General features: G+C 47.7%; 12 protein-coding genes and 1 pseudogene. 7 read left to right on the forward strand and 6 right to left on the reverse strand.

The annotated features are described in order from the left end of the window. Window positions 1-109 precede the first annotated feature (109 nt). Complete coding sequence (locus AU511_RS05550) at window positions 110-1,354, forward strand: rhamnan synthesis F family protein (protein ID WP_094109050.1); 1,245 nt, start codon at window positions 110-112, stop codon at window positions 1,352-1,354. 106 nt (window positions 1,355-1,460) lie between these two features. On the opposite strand, the gene AU511_RS05555 is transcribed toward AU511_RS05550, so the two are convergent. The 5 genes and pseudogenes from AU511_RS05555 to AU511_RS17985 all read right to left on the reverse strand — a co-directional run bounded on the left by AU511_RS05555 (window position 1,461) and on the right by AU511_RS17985 (window position 7,812). Next, a complete protein-coding gene (locus AU511_RS05555; RefSeq protein WP_094109051.1) occupies window positions 1,461-2,198 on the reverse strand; it encodes an ABC transporter ATP-binding protein in 738 nt (245 codons plus the stop codon). A 9-nt stretch (window positions 2,199-2,207) separates the two neighbouring features. Further along, window positions 2,208-3,008, reverse strand: coding sequence for an ABC transporter permease (locus tag AU511_RS05560; RefSeq protein ID WP_094109052.1), 801 nt, complete (start codon window positions 3,006-3,008; stop codon window positions 2,208-2,210). 498 nt (window positions 3,009-3,506) lie between these two features. Continuing rightward, window positions 3,507-4,580, reverse strand: coding sequence for a hypothetical protein (locus AU511_RS05565; RefSeq protein WP_094109053.1), 1,074 nt, complete (start codon window positions 4,578-4,580; stop codon window positions 3,507-3,509). Then, entirely contained in the window at window positions 4,580-5,806 is a 1,227-nt protein-coding gene (locus AU511_RS05570; protein WP_094109054.1) for a glycosyltransferase, read from the reverse strand. The genes AU511_RS05565 and AU511_RS05570 overlap by 1 nt, the downstream gene beginning before the upstream one ends. Before the next feature lie 102 nt (window positions 5,807-5,908). Next, window positions 5,909-7,812: pseudogene (locus tag AU511_RS17985) on the reverse strand (polysaccharide biosynthesis protein). A 176-nt stretch (window positions 7,813-7,988) separates the two neighbouring features. On the opposite strand from AU511_RS17985, the gene AU511_RS05580 reads away from it, so the two are divergent. The 5 genes from AU511_RS05580 (at window position 7,989) to AU511_RS05605 (ending at window position 14,771) form a co-directional block, all read left to right on the forward strand. Then, window positions 7,989-8,948 carry a UDP-glucose 4-epimerase family protein gene (locus tag AU511_RS05580; RefSeq protein ID WP_094109055.1) on the forward strand — a complete coding sequence of 320 codons (960 nt, stop codon included), beginning with the start codon at window positions 7,989-7,991 and terminating at the stop codon, window positions 8,946-8,948. 27 nt (window positions 8,949-8,975) lie between these two features. Beyond that, complete coding sequence (locus AU511_RS05585; protein ID WP_094109095.1) at window positions 8,976-9,524, forward strand: sugar transferase; 549 nt, start codon at window positions 8,976-8,978, stop codon at window positions 9,522-9,524. 700 nt (window positions 9,525-10,224) lie between these two features. Continuing rightward, a complete protein-coding gene (gene lpxP / locus AU511_RS05595; protein ID WP_094100270.1) occupies window positions 10,225-11,151 on the forward strand; it encodes a kdo(2)-lipid IV(A) palmitoleoyltransferase in 927 nt (308 codons plus the stop codon). 358 nt (window positions 11,152-11,509) lie between these two features. Further along, complete coding sequence (locus AU511_RS05600; protein WP_026742168.1) at window positions 11,510-12,877, forward strand: NCS2 family permease; 1,368 nt, start codon at window positions 11,510-11,512, stop codon at window positions 12,875-12,877. A gap of 247 nt (window positions 12,878-13,124) precedes the next feature. Next, on the forward strand, window positions 13,125-14,771 hold the full coding sequence (locus AU511_RS05605) for a Na+/H+ antiporter (protein ID WP_094100269.1): 1,647 nt from the start codon (window positions 13,125-13,127) through the stop codon (window positions 14,769-14,771). 48 nt (window positions 14,772-14,819) lie between these two features. Here AU511_RS05605 and acs read toward each other — a convergent pair whose 3' ends face one another. Further along, window positions 14,820-16,778, reverse strand: a complete 1,959-nt coding sequence (acs, locus tag AU511_RS05610) for an acetate--CoA ligase (protein WP_094109057.1) — start codon at window positions 16,776-16,778, stop codon at window positions 14,820-14,822. Between the two features lie 757 nt (window positions 16,779-17,535). On the opposite strand from acs, the gene AU511_RS05615 reads away from it, so the two are divergent. Then, complete coding sequence (locus tag AU511_RS05615; RefSeq protein ID WP_094100267.1) at window positions 17,536-17,928, forward strand: transcriptional regulator; 393 nt, start codon at window positions 17,536-17,538, stop codon at window positions 17,926-17,928. Window positions 17,929-18,009: the final 81 nt, after the last annotated feature.

Below are 18,009 nucleotides of genomic sequence, written 5' to 3' on the forward strand. Positions count from 1 at the left end.
CTTCATTAAGGTTTTTCATTGACATAGTAGATAGTCCCCCGAAGTTTTATGATATACTAACTAAGGTTATAGTGCTGTTAATATCAACAAATACAAGAGCTTATCGTTTATGGCGTATATGATTTTACTATTTAATCGTGCGAAGAGATTTCTTTCGCTTTTTTCTATTAAACTTGGATTGAGATTTCGCTCTTTCTTAGAACGAAGAAAATACCCAAGTAAATGTTCTATCATTTATGAGAGAGAATATTTATCAGAGCCTGTTATGCTTTTAGCCCTTTATGAGAAGGGGGGGTTGCGTAATGACGTTCAATGTCTTCTTAAATTTGCGAAAAAGCTTGGTATTTACACCATAGGTGTTAATACCAGGTCTATGCAATGGGACCCTGAATATAGCGAATTGCTAGACTGCTATATTGAGAGAGATAATTTTGGTAGAGACTTTGGTAGCTATAAGGTTGGTTTTAATCATATTTACAGCAAATCTATAGATGAGCGTTGTAATAGGTTTCTGATGATTAACGATAGTGTTTTTTTCTCTGAAAAGCACTGCCTAAGTTTTCTTAAAATAATGTTTGAATCCGAAATTGACGTTTTAGGGGCTACAGAAAACCATGAGATTAGACACCATCTCGGTTCTTTCTGCATATCTATGTCTGGGAATATATTACGTTCTGACAAGTTAAAGAAATATTGGTCGAACTATAAGAACTCTGACATTAGACCTGAAGTCATTGCACGCGGGGAGATGGGATTATCCCAATGTTTAAGAAGCATTGTATCAGCAGATGACCAATTTAGAGCCTACTATGATACCGCTTATGTATCGAGCATTATTGAAGATAGGACAGATGAATTATTGCCACTCCTAGATAGATTGAGTTGCAAATCTGAGCATCGAGGATGGCGTAAGTTTAATTGGGAAGATGCCCTAAATACCAGTGCTTTTCTGAAAAATAGCTTACTCAAACCAATAGGCGATGATGACTTCTTCTTCGATGTTAATGACTGGAAAGGGTTAGAAGGATTGATACCTAATAATAAAGGAGATATTGATCCTGAAAGGTTTTTGGGTGAGTTTGAAGAAAAAGTAAAAGCACATTTCTTGACGTGTTTTAATTCCGGCTCTCAAATTCATGCTAACAACATATTCTTGCACTATATAGGTATGCCCATAATTAAACTGGACGGGCTATATCGTGGTATGTTCAACGCCGAAGATGTAGAAAATATAGCTTCGCAGCTAGTACCTTCTCAGAAAGATGAGTTTAGAAGGATGATGTATTCAAGGCCATTTGGTGGTCACGTTCTCTTCGGTTGGAAAAACACCGCATTCTTCAATGGATTCATTTAGTTATAAATGCTAATTAGTACCCATGGCTTAATCTAGTTCAAGCAGTTTTCCATCATCAATGGATATATGACCTGGTTCTTATCCTATAATGGAAAACTGCTCAATTCTAACTAAAATATCGAGAAAGAATTTCTTCGGGGGCACCATCCATTTTTACAGTTCCATGCTCCAACCAGATGACTCTGTTACAAACTTTCTCAAGTAACTTTCGGCTATGGCTTGCCAAAATCAAAATCTTTGTCGAGTGAATGAGGTCTGTCATTCGCTTCTCTGCTTTATCTTTAAATCCTTCATCACCTACCGACAGCCACTCATCCATTAGCAGTATCTCAGGATTAAATATTGTGGAAACGCTAAATCCCAATCTCATCTGCATACCCGACGAATAGGTTCTAACCGGCATGTCAATAAAATCACCTAAATCTGTAAAGTCTATAATTTCATCAATTCGGTCATCTACTTTCTTTTTTGACAAGCCGAGCAATGCCCCTCGGATGTATATATTTTCGCGACCACTAAATTCGGGATTTATACCAAGTGAAATGGATATTAATGAGCCTATCTCGCCTTGGATCAGGGCTTTTCCCTCTGTTGGATGATAGACACGGCTGAAAAGTCTAAGTAATGTAGTTTTGCCTGCGCCGTTATGCCCAATCAAGCCTACCCGTTCGCCATCGCCAATGTTTAAGTTAATATTGTTTAAAGCCGATACAACGACTTTCCCTCCTTTGTTGCCAACTTTTCCGCCAGTGGCAAAGTTGATGAAGTTGTTTTTTATTGACCTAGAAGATGCGTCAAAAATAGGGAAGTCGACACCAACATTTTCAAAATTAATTATAGCCATTTTTTATACCTATACCCAGTATGCTACTCTATATTTGTATTTTCCCAATGCTAGAAAAGAAATCACGAAACCTATAATTAACATTGATAAAGTAACGATATAACTGGTTTGAGATGGGATTTCACCCAGCAAGGGTGCTCTGACGACATTGACTAGATGATAAAAAGGATTGAAGTTTAATAATGACTCGCCTGCTCGATGCGTTAATAAACTGGGCATCCAAATAACAGGTGTCAGATAGAAAAAAACTTGCATAATACTCGATATAATTTGGGCCATATCTCTGAATCTTGCGCAGACAAGCGCCAACAGCATTGATATCCAAGACATATTAAATACTAGTATAAATATACCGGGAATAGCTAAAAGGGCATCAAGATTAATTGGTCTACCCATAGCAACTAAAACTAAGGGGTAAATAACAATGTTATGAAGAAATATTATTATATTTCTCCATACAATTCTGAGTACGTGAGTATATAAAGGTACCGGAAGCTGCTTGATTATGCCTTCAGCTAGTATAAGAGCGTCACACCCTTCGGAGATGCAGGACGAAATTAGCCCCCATATGATTAACCCTAAGGTTAGATATGGTAGAAAATCATAGAGCGGCGTTTTGAATAAATTACCAAATACCAATCCCATGGTCGAGATCATTACTGCCATACTGATTGTTATCCAGAATGGTCCCAATGTTGATCGTTTATATCGATGCTTTATATCCTGCCCACCTAAAACCCTCACTATATGGAAGGCTTTTATGGCTGAGCAAAAATCTGTTATGCCGTCTAGTTTTGCTATGAGATTCATATTAAACCTATTGACTATGTTTTACTTGGGTAAGACCCATCTAAAAAGGAAAAAATTACAATATATTTACTGATGAATATTTATAAAGTCACCCGATGATATTGAATAATTCGCATAGATACTGATACATCATCTTTATCTTTTTACCTATCTACGATAAGAAAACTCTTGTATTTGTTAGTGAGTTTTTTATGTCATAAACAATAAATTATCGCCCTTTTTAGTGGCGCCAATGTTGTAAACGACCAAATCAATAACAGACATCCGTCATTTTCTCTATTTATAGTATAATGTCAAGAGTAATCAAGTTCTTTATAACGTAATATTGATTTTATACACGTTTCTTTCATATGCAGGAAATCGCTGCGGATAATACTGTTACAAGGAATATTCATTTGTCAGCACCTGTATAAAAAATAAATGGCATGTGATAAGTAATCCTTAATAGTGGTGATGTAAGAAGCTAATGCACGACTTAGCTTACATATGTAAATTATTTTATTCTAGGAATACAGCTGCGGGTGAGGTAGTGTTTACCCCATTCTCCGAAGTAATAAACTCGTCAAATTTCTCAGGGCTATAGTCTTTCAAAAAACCTGTCTTTAACGGAGTTGGTAATGATTTAATATCTTCTTTTTTTTCAAAGATGTTTACTGTATCTATTTTTCTAGTTAAATTCCTAACACCATCGCAAGTAAAAAGATTGACGCCCTTGTTGTGCATTTCATAATCAAGTAAACATGTTGAGGCTGTGCTGATACCCATCTTGCAGTAGGGTATTAAATCGTTTGTACATTGAATCCCATGGAAGTAAATATCTTGATCTAATCCATAAGTTAAAATGTTCTTAGGCATAAAATCTTTTACATAAAAACTAAAAGAATCAAGATTCATTTCAGCTGGATGCGGACTCCAGATAAATAACTCTCCAGTCTTTTCTTGCGCATAATCGATGATTATTTTGAAGAATTCCCGCTTGTCTTTCATTGCATACAAATACCAATTTGTATTTGTTGTAATAAGATTGAAAACAGGTAGAGGCCGCTTCGGATAACTGTTTCTTAGGGTTGTTCGTGGATAACCAATACCTTCTTTTCCGTACCACCATGCTCTATTTTTTGTTATTGGAGGAAGGTTATCTCCGATACCATCGTAGTAGGAAGCAATATCAATATACTTAGTGTCGTCAACTAGGTTATATCCTGATTGGAAAAGACCATGAGGAATTTCGTAAATGTTTATATTATTTTCCATCGCAGCCTGTAATACTTTTAAATAAGAAGACTGTGTATTTATTGATGGGTGAGTCGAAAATATAACCAGTTTGGTGAATTTTACAAAAATTCCTGCAAGTGACATATAATTTTTGATTAACTTAAAATTAACCTGACTCTCGGGAACATCAGCGCTATTGTGAGATTCAAAATAAATATAAGAGTCAAATTTGCTATTGCTGGCTATGATTTTAGCTAGTTCGTAGTGAGAGTGGTTTAGTGCAAAAAACAACACTACATGCTCAGTATAATCAGACGGTGAAACTTCTTTAAAATCACCAATAATTATATTATTCATTATATACTAAACTCCTTCAATGCCGTTTTGTGTGCATTGATCCCAACATTATAAACTACGGAAGGGGTCGATATTATATGTCTTAATTTTTCATACCATTCAATTTCATTTTCACACAGCCATCCATTAACATTGTCTTGAATGCATGAAAGATATTCACTTGCTGTGGAGGCAATGACTGGAACGCCTTGGGAAGCAGCTTCGATAAACTTTATATTAGATTTGGCATCGTTGAAAACTGTGTTCTCAAGAGGAACAAGCACTAGATCATGTTCTCTGATTGTATCCAGCATATCTTCGAAAGGGCGCAATGGGATAAATTTCGAGTCACATCCTATTGTGTTGAAAATTTCTGAATAGTCATGTAATTTTCCAAAAAAGTTAATGCTAAATTTGTTAGGCATCTCTTGAGCTAGGCGAAGCAATACACCATTGATAAGACTGTAATCTTTTTTATGACTGAAGCCTCCTGATAAATAAAGTAGTTTTGCTTTCCTTTTTTTGTGATCCAATTTGTCCCCAAAAAATGATTTGTTTTTTTTGAATAAATAAGTTGGTAATTTATTTTTTGAAATGGTTATTTTTCTCGCTAGACCAACATGCAGTTCCGCTATCTTCTGGGTAGAACAAATAATTTCATCTGCCGCAAGTATTAATGCTGAATCTTTTAGCATATGTTCAAAAACTTGTCTCTTAGATATTGTTCCAGATCTGGATTCCCCCAGTAAATCAATGTATTCAGGTAGTAATAGATCATCTAAATCTAGTGATAATTTCACTCCAAGTTTGCGGCACAGCTTTATTATATATTGCATTTTTTCATTATTGGTCGGCCGAAGTAATATGATCTCTTCGGCACTAAATATACCGGTAAGCAGCTCTGCTGTTTGCGCGTCATTGCCCAGTACTAATGACCCTTTACCATTAACATAAAACCCTCTATAAATGAAAGACCCGCTTTCAGCTGGTAGAGTTGAATATATTACTTTTTTACCATCCACTTTTTGTGGGAATTTTTTAGAAAAAGACAGGTTCGGAAAACACCATTGTCGTCCTTCAGCCTCTCCGTGGCGCACGAAGTGGTCCACGGCACAAATCTTGGCCTTTTTTACATCTGGATACATCTCATAATATTTTTCGTCATTTAAAATAAGATGTTTGATTTCGTCTTCTGATATGTCCGGTCTCAGTGAGTGAAGTGTTGAAATTATAGTATTAACAGTCATTTTTCCCTCGTAAAATCTGGTGAAATAATTTAGTAAGCTAAAATGATACAATTAACATGCATTTGATAATTTTAATTTTTGTGACGCTTTATTCCTATCTGTTTATATTGTAGAGGCCAACTTTATCTGCTCTCTTTCGATTCTCTGCTGAGTTTTATACCCAGTAGGCGCTGCCAGTAACACCTTTTTAACCAGCTCTTCGTTATAATCGTGACAGGCCACATTGAGCCGATGTAACAGCTCCTCCATTTCCCGCCAACTTAATCTATCTTCCAGCGCTGTCATGATTTTAGGGTGACGAGTGCCTTCCACATTTTCGCTAATCAGCAACTCCTCATAGAGCTTCTCCCCGGGGCGCAACCCGGTGAATTTGATAGCGATATCACCTTCCTCTCCAGAGCCCTCAACGTATTCCTTCATCCCCATCAAATGAATCATCCGACGAGCGAGGTCGAGAATTTTCACCGGTTCCCCCATATCCAGCACGAAGACCTGGCCGTTGTTGCCCATGGCACCAGCTTGGATCACCAGTTGGGCGGCTTCAGGGATCAGCATGAAGTAGCGAATAATATCCGGGTGGGTCACTGTGACGGGGCCGCCCTGGCGAATTTGCTTTTTGAATAAAGGAACCACGGACCCCGATGATCCCAGCACGTTGCCGAAACGCACCATAGTGAACACGGTTTGGCACTGTCTTTCAGCTAGCGCCTGCAAGACTAACTCTGCCAGTCGTTTACTTGCCCCCATGATATTGGTGGGGCGCACGGCTTTATCAGTGGAAATGAGGGTGAAGCTGTTTACGCCCGCTTCAATTGCGGCCTCAGCACAGGCGAGTGTGCCAAAAACGTTATTGCGGATGCCCTCAATAACATTGTCTTCGACCAATGGCACATGTTTGTATGCCGCAGCGTGATACACCGTTTCTACCTGATTATCGTGCATCACCTTCAGCAAGCGGTTTTGTTTTTGAATAGAGCCTAGGGTGGTAACGATGCGCGTTTCAAGTCCTAAGCGCTGCTTGATGCTCTGTAACTCTTGATCAATGGTATAGAGGTTGTATTCATTGAGCTCAAACAACACCAGAGTGCTGGGTTTCAGGGCAATAATTTGCCGGCAAAGCTCAGAGCCGATGGATCCGCCAGCCCCGGTGACCATGACAGACTTTTGAAAGATGTTTTTCGTCAGCAGCGTTTGGTCGGGGTCGACGGCGCGCGCCCTAAGAGGTCTGCCACTTCCAGATCTCGGACTTCGGTTGCTTGGGCGCGACCCGCGACAATATCTTCCATGGAGGGAACTGACTGGACCTCAATAGGCCAATGAGACAGTTTCTCCAACAATCTCAGTCGCAGTCCTCGCTTAATATTATTAATGGCCAACAGCAACTTGACCGGTTGATATAACTTTTGCAGCGTATCAAATTCGCCGCTGTAGTGGACGCGAATACCACAGATGATTTGGCCCGCTTTACGCTCGTCATCATCCAAAATCACCACTGGGTGAAATTCATCACCTTGCGTTAAGGCATAGGCGAGATCCCTTCCGGTCGCTCCCGCCCCGTAAATGAACACATTGGGCTTTTGGCGTTTGTAGTAGTGGTAGTAGAAGCTACGAATAAAAACACGTGGACTGCCCAACGTCAGGATGGCTAATCCCGCATAGATGAACGGTACGCTGCGTGGCACAAATGACTGGAAGAAAAAGCTGCTCAGGGCGAGCGTCAACGTCGACAAGATGACTGCGAAGAACACGTTGCCCAACGCGGGCAGCATCATGTAGCGCAGTACGGCGCGGTACATCCCGCATCGAATAAACACTGCGATGGTGATCACCAGCGTCACCAATAGGCTGGCTATTTCCGAAAGACCAACATGGAAGGTGTAAGTGCCCAGACGAAAGGCGACCGCCAGGTAGAGCGAAAAGATAATCGCGGCAATATCATACAGAACGGTAACGATACGTTTGTTTTTTCTTGGCGCGTTAAGCAATGCATGAATGGGGTTAAACATCTAAAGCCTGGATGTCAGATGATGAAATTGGATTTTGTTGTTACTATTCACAACCATTGTAGACACCCCTTTTTTTATTAGCTAGCGGGAAGTATAGCCCCTCATAATGTGAGGTTGATATGTATACGATGGCGTCCGTTATCTTACGAGTGTCGGCCTTAAAAAGGTAATACATTTTGAAACTATTAGTGACAGGTAGTAGCGGGTTTATTGGACGCCGCGTCGTTGAATTGGCCGAAGCTCGGGGAATATCGTGCCTGTCCCATCGTAGCAAGAAGCCGGACGCTGATTATCAGGAAGGCGTCGTTTACAAAAACTTGTCGGCTGACGAAGACTGGCATGACGCGCTCGATGGCGTCGATACCGTCATCCACTGCGCGGCTCGTGTACACCAGATGCAAGACGCGGAGCGCGACTCACTGTTGCTATATCGCGAGACCAACGTGGCGGGGACGTTAGCACTGGCGCGCCAGGCGGCGGACGCCGGGGTAAAGCGTTTCGTCTTTCTCAGCTCCATCAAGGTCAACGGGGAAGTAAGCCTACCCAATCATCCTTTCACGCCCCATGTCGCACAATCCCCGCAAGATCCCTACGGCCTGAGCAAATATGAAGCTGAGCTGGGCCTATGGCAAATTGCCCGTGAGACTGGCCTTGAAGTGACGGTGATTCGCCCGCCTCTGGTCTATGGTCCTGGAGTTAAAGCGAACTTCCGTACGATGATGAATTGGATCCGCAAAGGTTTACCCCTGCCGCTCGCGGCCGTGAAGAACAAACGCAGCCTGGTTTTTGTGGATAATCTGGCGGATCTCGTCTTGCTGTGCGCTCATCATCCGCAGGCGGCGGGCGAAACATTTCTGGTTTCGGACGATCATGATGTCTCTAGCGCCGAGCTGCTTGCCGATATGGCGAAGGCTTTGGGCGTTCCCAGCCGCCTCTGGCCGCTGCCTCCGCGTTGTTTGCTGTGGGCGGCGAGGGCGTTAGGCAAAGCGCCCGTAGCGGAAAGATTATTGGGATCGTTGCAGGTCGATATTAGTCATACGCGCGACCGTCTGGGATGGCGGCCTGTTGTGGCCTATCCTCAGGCGCTTGCGCTGACCGCCAGCGCCTATCAGGCTGAGCGCGACGCTACGGATTAATCGATAAACCAAGGTTTAATGCACATTATGTTTCGTTTTTTTGATCTCACGCTCGCGTTGGTTGGACTTTGTTGTTTATGGCCCGTGATGGGCGTTATTTATCTCATCGGGCTATTTGATACCGGGTCGCCGGTGTTCGTGCAACGGCGGGTCGGGCGGCACCAACGGCCGTTCAATCTGATTAAATTCCGCACGATGGCAGTCGCAACCGAGTCCGTCGCGACCCATTTGGCCAACCGTCATGCCGTGACCCGTCTGGGCGCCTTTTTACGTAAAACTAAGCTGGACGAGCTGCCGCAGCTGATCAATGTGGCTCGCGGCGAGATGAGTCTCGTAGGGCCTCGCCCCTGTTTGTTCAACCAGCAGGAACTGATCGACGCACGACAATCCCGTGGCGTATTCGACGTCTTGCCCGGCATCACCGGATTGGCGCAGATTAACGCCATCGACATGTCTACGCCGCAGAAGTTGGCGGAATGGGATCAGCGAATGATTGAGACGCTAACGGTGAAACGCTATTTTCGCTATCTGCTGCTGACGGTGGTGGGGAAAGGCGCGGGCGACCGCGTGCGTTGATATTGACTCCTGCGGCCTGTTAACGGTCGTGGGGGCTTCCCCCCTTGGCCGCCAGAGGCTTACTTCACGCCTTCTAATGCCGTTTGGTCCACATAGGGCTTGATTAAGCTATCCGCTTCGCGTTGCGCGGCATTGGCGGCATCCTGCGTGACGGCTCCCTGACACCGTGCTGGAATATGAAAATAAAGAAAGTAGAACCCCGTGCGGTCAATGTTGTCGAACCGGACAACAGCGAATGACGTTGGAATGCATCCGTGCATTTTTGTCTAAACTCAGCGTGTAATCTGAGCGGAAGTGAAAGGGAGAGGATGCGGTTTTAGCGTAACGTGTTGCTTAGGTTGCAGATGATTCTGATAGGAATGGGCGACGCCATGTCAGTTCAGCATGTTACACTGCCCGCGGCAGTCGCAGGGCGTGTGCGGTTTACGCGGCGCATTCTCTTCCAAACAGTCGATATCCCTACCATTTCAGGCTCTGTTATCGCGTTAAGTTGTGCGTGGGGGCAGACTATTTTTAGGTAAAATAGTTTTACCATTAATTGTTGGCCTGCCTGGGGTCGATTGTTTCCTCTGCCATTACCATTCCGCTTTAGTCGGTTTTCCCGGCCTGCGTGGTAAGGAATTAACGGTTTTTTGTCATTTCTGGCATGGTTCGGCTAAGAACTGCTGTCATTCCAGTATGGCGTTACGAGATGATAGCAATGAGCACCCCCAAAAAATTCACCAAAGATTTACTCCATCCCCGTTATTGGCTCGTCTGGTTTGGTCTGGCCCTTTTATATCTCCTGGTACAGTTGCCTTATCCGCTGCTGATGTACATCGGACGCAGCATGGGCAACGCCGCGCGTTTCTTCCTGAAACGCCGGGTTCGCATCGCCCGCCGCAATCTCGAACTGTGCTTTCCCACGATGTCGCCCCAAAAGCGTGAGGCGATCGTCAAAGAAAACTTCGCTTCACTGGGCATGGCGCTCATGGAAACCGGCATGGCCTGGTTTTGGTCCGATCGCCGCGTACGCGCCTGGTGCGAAGTTATCGGGCTGGAAAATTTGCAGCAGGCGGGCAGCGAACAGCGAGGCGTGATGGTGATCGGCGTACATTTCATGTCGTTGGAGCTGGGCGGCAGGGCGATGGGATTATGCCGACCGATGATGGCGATGTACCGGCCTCACAACAATAAAGTGATGGAACTGGTGCAAACCTGGGGACGTTCCCGCTCCAATAAAGCCATGATCGACCGCAAAGATTTACGCGGCATGGTACAGGCGCTGAAACGCGGCGAAGCGGTCTGGTTCGCGCCGGATCAAGACTACGGTCCGCGCGGCAGCGTATTTGCGCCGTTCTTCGCCGTCCCGCAAGCGGCGACGACTAGCGGAACGTTCACGATCAGCAAGCTGGCCAATCAGCCAGCGATGGTGACCACCATCTTGATTCGCAAACCGAAGTGCAGGGGCTATCAGCTGGTGATTCAACCCGAGCTAAAGGACTATCCACAAAACGACGAAACGCAGGCGGCGAGCTATATGAACCGCGTGATCGAGCAGGAGATCATGCGCGCGCCGGAACAGTATCTCTGGTTGCATCGCCGTTTTAAAACGCGACCGGTGGGAGAAGCGTCTCTCTACCTCTAGACGCTTCCTCAATTTAACGACGGGCAACCGCTTATGGCGGATTGCCCGTCTTTGATCATGAAGGAATGTCGGCGCAATAAATAAATAGTTTTTGAAATTGCCGCCCTAAAAACGGGATAATCGCAGGCTTACTTTACGGCAGCAAACGTTGTCCCGACGTTGTCGGGGCTTTAGGGGGCGTTTCTGTCGCGGGTGAGGGTCCATGTTGTTTGTCTTAGGCAAGGGATAAACGGCGTGGCGTTAGCTGAATTTTGGCTCCGTTTCTGCTTCACCCCATCTCTGGTCAGTCACCTTGAGCGTGTCGTCCGGATTAGATGAACAGAGACTTAATAATAATGACTTAGCAAGGGATACCACCATGTCCAATTCTACTCGTCAGGCTGATGAGGCTGCCCGTCCTCGCGGCGCACTCGACGCTTTCTTCAAAATCGCCCAGCGAGGCAGCAGCGTACGTCAGGAAATATTGGCGGGTCTCACCACGTTTCTGGCGATGGTTTACTCGGTTATCGTTGTTCCCAGCATGCTGGGAAAAGCAGGCTTTCCGCCTGCGGCTGTATTTGTTTCGACCTGCCTGGTGGCGGGCTTCGGCTCTCTGCTGATGGGGCTGTGGGCCAATCTCCCGATGGCTATCGGCTGCGCAATCTCTTTGACCGCATTCACGGCGTTTAGTCTGGTGCTGGGGCAGAATATCAGCGTGCCGGTCGCGCTGGGCGCCATTTTCATGATGGGCGTGCTGTTTACCATTATCTCCGCCACAGGGATCCGTTCTTGGATCTTGCGTAACCTGCCGCAAGGGGTAGCGCATGGCGCAGGTATCGGTATTGGTCTGTTCCTGTTGATCATCGCCGCTAACGGCATCGGTCTGGTGGTGAAAAACCCGGGCGCGGGTCTGCCGGTCGCGATGGGCGAGTTTACGGCGTTCCCGGTCATGATGTCGCTGCTGGGGCTGGCGGCGACAATCGGTCTGGAAAAACGTCGTGTTCCCGGCGGCATTCTGATTGTGATTATCGCCATTTCCGCACTCGGCCTGATTTTTGATCCCAACGTGACCTACCACGGTTTATTCGCCTTGCCGAGCCTGAGCGATGCCTCTGGTCAGTCGTTGTTCTTCAATCTGGATATCAAAGGCGCGTTGCAGCCTATCGTCCTGCCGAGCGTGTTGGCGCTGGTCATGACAGCGGTATTCGATGCGACCGGGACAATCCGCGCGGTCGCGGGGCAGGCGAACCTGCTGGATAAAGACGGTCAGATTATCAGCGGCGGTCGTGCGCTGACGGCCGACTCCGTGAGCAGTATTTTCTCCAGCCTGATGGGAACCTCGCCTGCGGCGGTTTACATTGAGTCCGCAGCCGGTACGGCGGCCGGAGGCCGCACGGGGCTGACGGCGACGGTGGTCGGCGTACTCTTCCTGCTGATGCTGTTCCTGTCTCCGCTCTCTTATCTGGTGCCAAACTACGCCACCGCGCCTGCGCTGATGTACGTCGGCCTGTTGATGCTGAGCAACGTATCCAAGCTGGACTTCAACGATTTCGTCGACGCGATGGCCGGTCTGGTCTGCGCCGTGTTTATCGTGCTGACGTGCAACATCGTGACCGGCATTATGCTCGGTTTTGGTTCGCTGGTACTGGGCCGGGTTTTCTCCGGCGAATGGCGCAAGCTGAATGTGGGCACGGTCATCATCGCGGTAGCGCTGGTGGTGTTCTACGCCGGCGGCTGGGCGCTGTGATACTGTCGCACAGACTGTAGTCGCTAGAGGGGAACGTTATCGTTCCCCTTTTTTGTAAACTCATTTCCGTTTTTTCTTTTCCGTTGCCTTTTCATCGCAATCCTTCTGTTATTATTTTCATAGGTCGATGACGACATTGCTCGAACGACGCTTAAGGTCAATTCCCTACGCGGCCCCGCCAGAAACATGTCACGTCAATTCACCGGTGTTAGCGCGTTGATCGGTTACAGCAAGAACTAAGGAAAGCATGGAAATATTTTTCACCATCTTGATTATGACGCTGGTGGTTTCTTTGTCCGGCGTTATCACACGTATTTTGCCCTTCCAAATACCGTTGCCACTGATGCAGATTGGCTTGGGGGCGGTGTTGGCCTGGCCTAAGTTTGGTTTACACGTCGATTTCAATCCTGAGCTGTTCATGGTGTTGTTCATCCCGCCGCTGCTGTTCGCCGACGGCTGGAAGACGCCGACGAGAGAGTTCCTTCGCCATATGCGAGAGATCCTCGGGTTGGCTCTGCTGCTCGTGATTATCACCGTTGTCGGAATGGGATATCTCATTCATTGGATGGTGCCGGATATGCCGCTGGTGGCCGCGTTCGCGCTGGCGGCGGTGTTGTCGCCGACGGATGCGGTGGCGTTGTCGGGCATCGTCGGCGAAGACCGGATTCCGAAAAAATTGATGGGAATTTTGCAGGGCGAAGCGTTGATGAACGATGCGTCCGGCCTGGTATCGCTGAAATTTGCTATCGCTATCGCCATGGGCACGATGGTTTTTACCGTGCATGGCGCAACGCTGGAATTTCTGCAGGTGGCTCTCGGCGGTCTGCTGGCGGGGATCGCCATTACCTGGGCTTACAGTAAATCGCTCGGGTTGATCAGCCGCTGGAGCGATGACGACGCCGCAACGCAAATCGTCTTGCTGCTCCTGCTGCCGTTCGCCGCTTATCTGATAGCGGAACATTTGGGCGTGTCGGGTATTTTGGCGTCCGTCGCGTCGGGAATGACGATCAGCCGCTCGGGCATGATGCGCAGCGCGCCGTTGAACATGCGCCTGCGGGCCAACAGCGTCTGGTCCATGCTGGAATTTGTGTTTAACGGCATGGTGTTTCTGATGCTGGGGTTACAGCTGCCGAGCGTGCTGGAAGAGTCGATCGTTCAGGCGCAGAGAGACCCGACGATTGAGACCTGGATGCTGTTCACCGATATCGCCATCATCTACTGCGCGCTGCTGCTTCTGCGCTTTTGCTGGGTATGGCTGATGAAGCATTACAGCCTCCACATTCAGAACAAGCGCCCGATGGTGTTCGCGGAGTACTCCTCGCGCGAACTGTGGATTGTCTCTTTTGCCGGGGTGCGTGGCGCCATCACGCTGGCGGGTGTGCTATCCATCCCGCTGATGCTGAGCGACGGCAGTGATTTCCCCTCACGTTATCAGTTGGTCTTTATCGCGACCGGCGTCATCCTGTTTTCATTAATGTGCGGGGTGATTGCGTTGCCGCTGTTGCTCAAAGGCATTGTAATGACGGACAAAAGTTCGCATAAAAAAGAGGAACGATTGGCCCGCACCGCCATGGCCAAAGTCGCCATCGATAGCCTGCTGAAAATGCAGGAGCGGTTGGCGGCCGATCGTGAGGATAATATTGATGAACAGGTGCTGAATGAGGTCTGCGCGCAGGTCATCGGGATGCTGCGTCGGCGTGTGGCTGGCAATGATGAGTTGGAAGCGAGTATCGAGATTGAGAACCTGGAACGTCGTTTCCGACTGGCCGCCGTTAACGCGGAACGCGCCGAACTTTATCATCTGCGCGCCACGCAGCAGATTAGCAATGAAACGCTGCAAAAGATGCTGCGCGAGCTGGATCTGCTGGAAGCCGTGCTGATCGAAAAGGTCTAGTTCAGGCGATGCCCCGTAGCGCGGTGCTGGCGTTGTGGGGCATTTTTATCAAGGCGGCGTACCCGGGAGCGGTTTTTCCTCCAGCAGCTGAGCGATGATGCCTGGGTTGGCCAACGTCGAGATGTCCCCCAAATTCTCTCCCTCTCCCGCGGCGATTTTTCGCAGGATCCGACGCATGATCTTGCCGGAACGCGTCTTCGGCAGGGCTTCCGTCCAGTGCAAAATATCGGGAGTGGCAATTGCGCCGATCTCTTTACGCACCCACGCGCGCACCTCCTCATGCAGTTCATCAGTCGGTTTCTCGCCGTGGTTTAGCATGATGTAGGCATAAATGGCCTGTCCTTTCACGCTGTGTCCCACCCCCACGACGGCGGCTTCGGCAATTTTGGGATGAGAAACCAACGCGGATTCGATCTCCGCCGTCCCCAGCCGATGACCGGATACATTTAACACATCGTCCACGCGGCCGGTGATCCAGTAATAACCGTCCGCATCGCGTTTTGCGCCGTCGCCGCTGAAATAGCAACCTTTGAAGGTTGAAAAGTAGGTTTCCTCAAAACGAGCGTGGTCGCCGAACAGGGTGCGCGCCTGCCCCGGCCAGGCGTCGGTGATGACCAGGTTGCCTTCACATTCCCCTTCCAACAGCTGGCCTTCGCCATCGACCAATGCGGGTTTGACGCCGAAAAAAGGCAGCGTGGCCGCGCCGGGTTTGAGAGCAATGGCACCCGGCAACGGGGTGATCATGATGCCGCCAGTCTCCGTCTGCCACCAGGTATCGACGACCGGACAGTCGCCGTTGCCGATTTTATGGTAATACCACTCCCAGGCTTCAGGGTTAATGGGTTCGCCGACGGATCCAATGAGCTTTAACGAGCGGCGAGTTGACCCTTGAATCGCCTTATCGCCATCCGCCATGAGCGCGCGAATGGCCGTGGGGGCGGTATACAGAATATTGACCTGATGCCTGTCTACGATATGTCCCAAACGACTGGCGTCCGGCCAGTTGGGAATACCTTCAAACATCAGCGAGGTTGCGCCACAGGCCAGCGGTCCATACACCAGGTAACTGTGACCGGTGATCCATCCGACGTCGGCGGTACACCAGTAAATATCGCCGGGGTGGTAATCAAATACGTATTTGAAGGTGAGGGCCGCGTAAACCAGATATCCGCCGCTGGTGTGCAGCACGCCCTTGGGCGTGCCGGTTGAACCGGAAGTGTAAAGAATAAACAACGGATCTTCGGCTTGCTGTTCTACAGGCGGGCAATGATCGTCCGCCTGTTCCATCAATGAGTGCCACCAGCAATCGCGATTTTCTTCCCAGACTACGTCATTGCCGGTATGACGAAACACGATCACACGTTCAACCTGACTAAGTCGTGGATTTTTCAATGCATCGGTCATGTTTTGTTTGAGGGGGATCGTTTTTCCGGCTCGCTGGCCTTCATCCGCCGTGATCACCATCCGGCTGCCGGAGTCGAGCAGCCGGCCAGCAATGGACTCCGGTGAGAAGCCACCGAAAATGACGGAGTGAATCGCCCCGATGCGGGCGCACGCCAACATGGCGATGGCTGCTTCCGGCACCATCGGCATGTAGAGCGTAATGACATCGCCTTTGCCCATCCCCTGATTTTTCAACACGTTGGCAAATCGGCAGACCGCCAAATGGAGTTCACGATAAGTCAGGCATCGGGTGCGTTGCCCGTCATCACTCTCCCACAGAATAGCGTTTTGGTCGGCGGCGTGCGGTAGATGGCGATCCAGACAGTTGGCCGAGACGTTCAGTGTGCCGTCTTCAAACCAGCGAATATCGATCTCACCCGGAGAAAAGGAGGTTTTTTTTACCGACTGGTAGGGTTTAATCCAATCGACTATCCTTCCTTGCTGACGCCAAAAAGTATCAGGGTCTTCAATGGATTGCTGATAAAGCAGCCGGTAGCGCTCGGCGGTGATCAGCGCCTTATCCGCGATGGCGGCGGAGACCGGATAGGGTTTGTGCTGGCTCATCGTGCATCTCCTTTATATTTGTGTTAACGATATGTCAATAAAAGGTTAAATGCATTTTGAGGTGTGAGTTTGTTTGGTTTTTGCGCGGACGATCACGGATTACTCAAGTCTGGGTAATGTTTCCAGATGGCAAAATAGACCGATGCCAATGGAAAATACGAAGTTTAAAAGGATTCAAAAATAGTGACTAACATCACATTTTATTGAATATAAAGACGATTTTTTACCTCCCGTAATTAGAAAGCTACATTGCCTAACAATCATTGATTTGAACTATTCTTAACAGGAATTTGATCGGTGTATGCGATCAAATGGCGTAAAGATCGCGCTTATTTGGCCGATTACATCCAAACGAATTGAGGTATAGTGCCGCAGTCTTGATTTATGAACGGTTCGAGTTAGAGGAATGTGGCGTATATTCGGTACGTCGGGCAGGGGCCTAAAGAAAAGACTTCAGCGATGATCAAGATAGCTATATTCAACTCGCCTTAGTAACAAACATATAAGTATTCTTTTAAGGAATAGCTTAGAAACAATTCGTTAATTTATTATAAATAAGCACAAAGAATAAATGGTAGAAGTCGTTCTACATCATTCAAAGGCTTAATGCTATTTTTGGCACGGTTGGTTTTTCATTTGTCAGAAATTTTTCTGACGGGGCGAGGATTGCCATCATCAGGGGGACCATCTCTGTCTGGCCGAACTGGTGCCTGGCTTTATCATTTTCTATACAGCTTGATATAGAGCAGAGGAAACAATGAGTCTCATATTTGGGCGGAATGACATCATCGGTATATTGAGTACACCGATCCATAATGACCGCCGGGCGGTCGCCATTATCGACGAACAATGCAAGGTTCTCTGCGCCAATTCTGCATTTAACGCCCATTTTGGCTTGCGTCCGAATGCCAGCAATCCGGCGTCGATACACGAAATACTGCCTATCAATGTGCGGTTTGCCTTCCAGGACTTTATCGCCGATAAGCATATGCTGAGCACGCATGTCAGCTGTGAACTGCTGGCGGACGGCTTTATGAAAAAGCCGATAAGCACGCTGACCTTTTCCAAGCTGAATGTGGAAAACCGCGTGTTGTCGCTGATCATCCTTAATCATGGCGGTGTGTTCCTGAAGCCGGGTTTGGCTTCCTGACTCAGACACCCCGCAGTATTTTTCTTGGGAACGACAGATATACGTCTTGTATCGCTGTCGTTGGCCCTTTGGGAAGTTTAT

Source organism: Lonsdalea iberica, assembly GCF_002111585.1.
GTDB classification, from domain to species: Bacteria; Pseudomonadota; Gammaproteobacteria; order Enterobacterales; family Enterobacteriaceae; genus Lonsdalea; species Lonsdalea iberica.

What these genes read in the sequence shown, in the direction of transcription:
- AU511_RS05550 (WP_094109050.1), top strand. Translation starts at nt 110, where the DNA reads ATGGCGTATATGATTTTACTATTTAATCGTGCGAAGAGATTTCTTTCG.
- AU511_RS05555 (WP_094109051.1), bottom strand. Translation starts at nt 2,198, where the DNA reads ATGGCTATAATTAATTTTGAAAATGTTGGTGTCGACTTCCCTATTTTT.
- AU511_RS05560 (WP_094109052.1), bottom strand. Translation starts at nt 3,008, where the DNA reads ATGAATCTCATAGCAAAACTAGACGGCATAACAGATTTTTGCTCAGCC.
- AU511_RS05565 (WP_094109053.1), bottom strand. Translation starts at nt 4,580, where the DNA reads ATGAATAATATAATTATTGGTGATTTTAAAGAAGTTTCACCGTCTGAT.
- AU511_RS05570 (WP_094109054.1), bottom strand. Translation starts at nt 5,806, where the DNA reads ATGACTGTTAATACTATAATTTCAACACTTCACTCACTGAGACCGGAC.
- AU511_RS05585 (WP_094109095.1), top strand. Translation starts at nt 8,976, where the DNA reads ATGTTTCGTTTTTTTGATCTCACGCTCGCGTTGGTTGGACTTTGTTGT.
- lpxP (WP_094100270.1), top strand. Translation starts at nt 10,225, where the DNA reads ATGAGCACCCCCAAAAAATTCACCAAAGATTTACTCCATCCCCGTTAT.
- AU511_RS05600 (WP_026742168.1), top strand. Translation starts at nt 11,510, where the DNA reads ATGTCCAATTCTACTCGTCAGGCTGATGAGGCTGCCCGTCCTCGCGGC.
- AU511_RS05605 (WP_094100269.1), top strand. Translation starts at nt 13,125, where the DNA reads ATGGAAATATTTTTCACCATCTTGATTATGACGCTGGTGGTTTCTTTG.
- acs (WP_094109057.1), bottom strand. Translation starts at nt 16,778, where the DNA reads ATGAGCCAGCACAAACCCTATCCGGTCTCCGCCGCCATCGCGGATAAG.
- AU511_RS05615 (WP_094100267.1), top strand. Translation starts at nt 17,536, where the DNA reads ATGAGTCTCATATTTGGGCGGAATGACATCATCGGTATATTGAGTACA.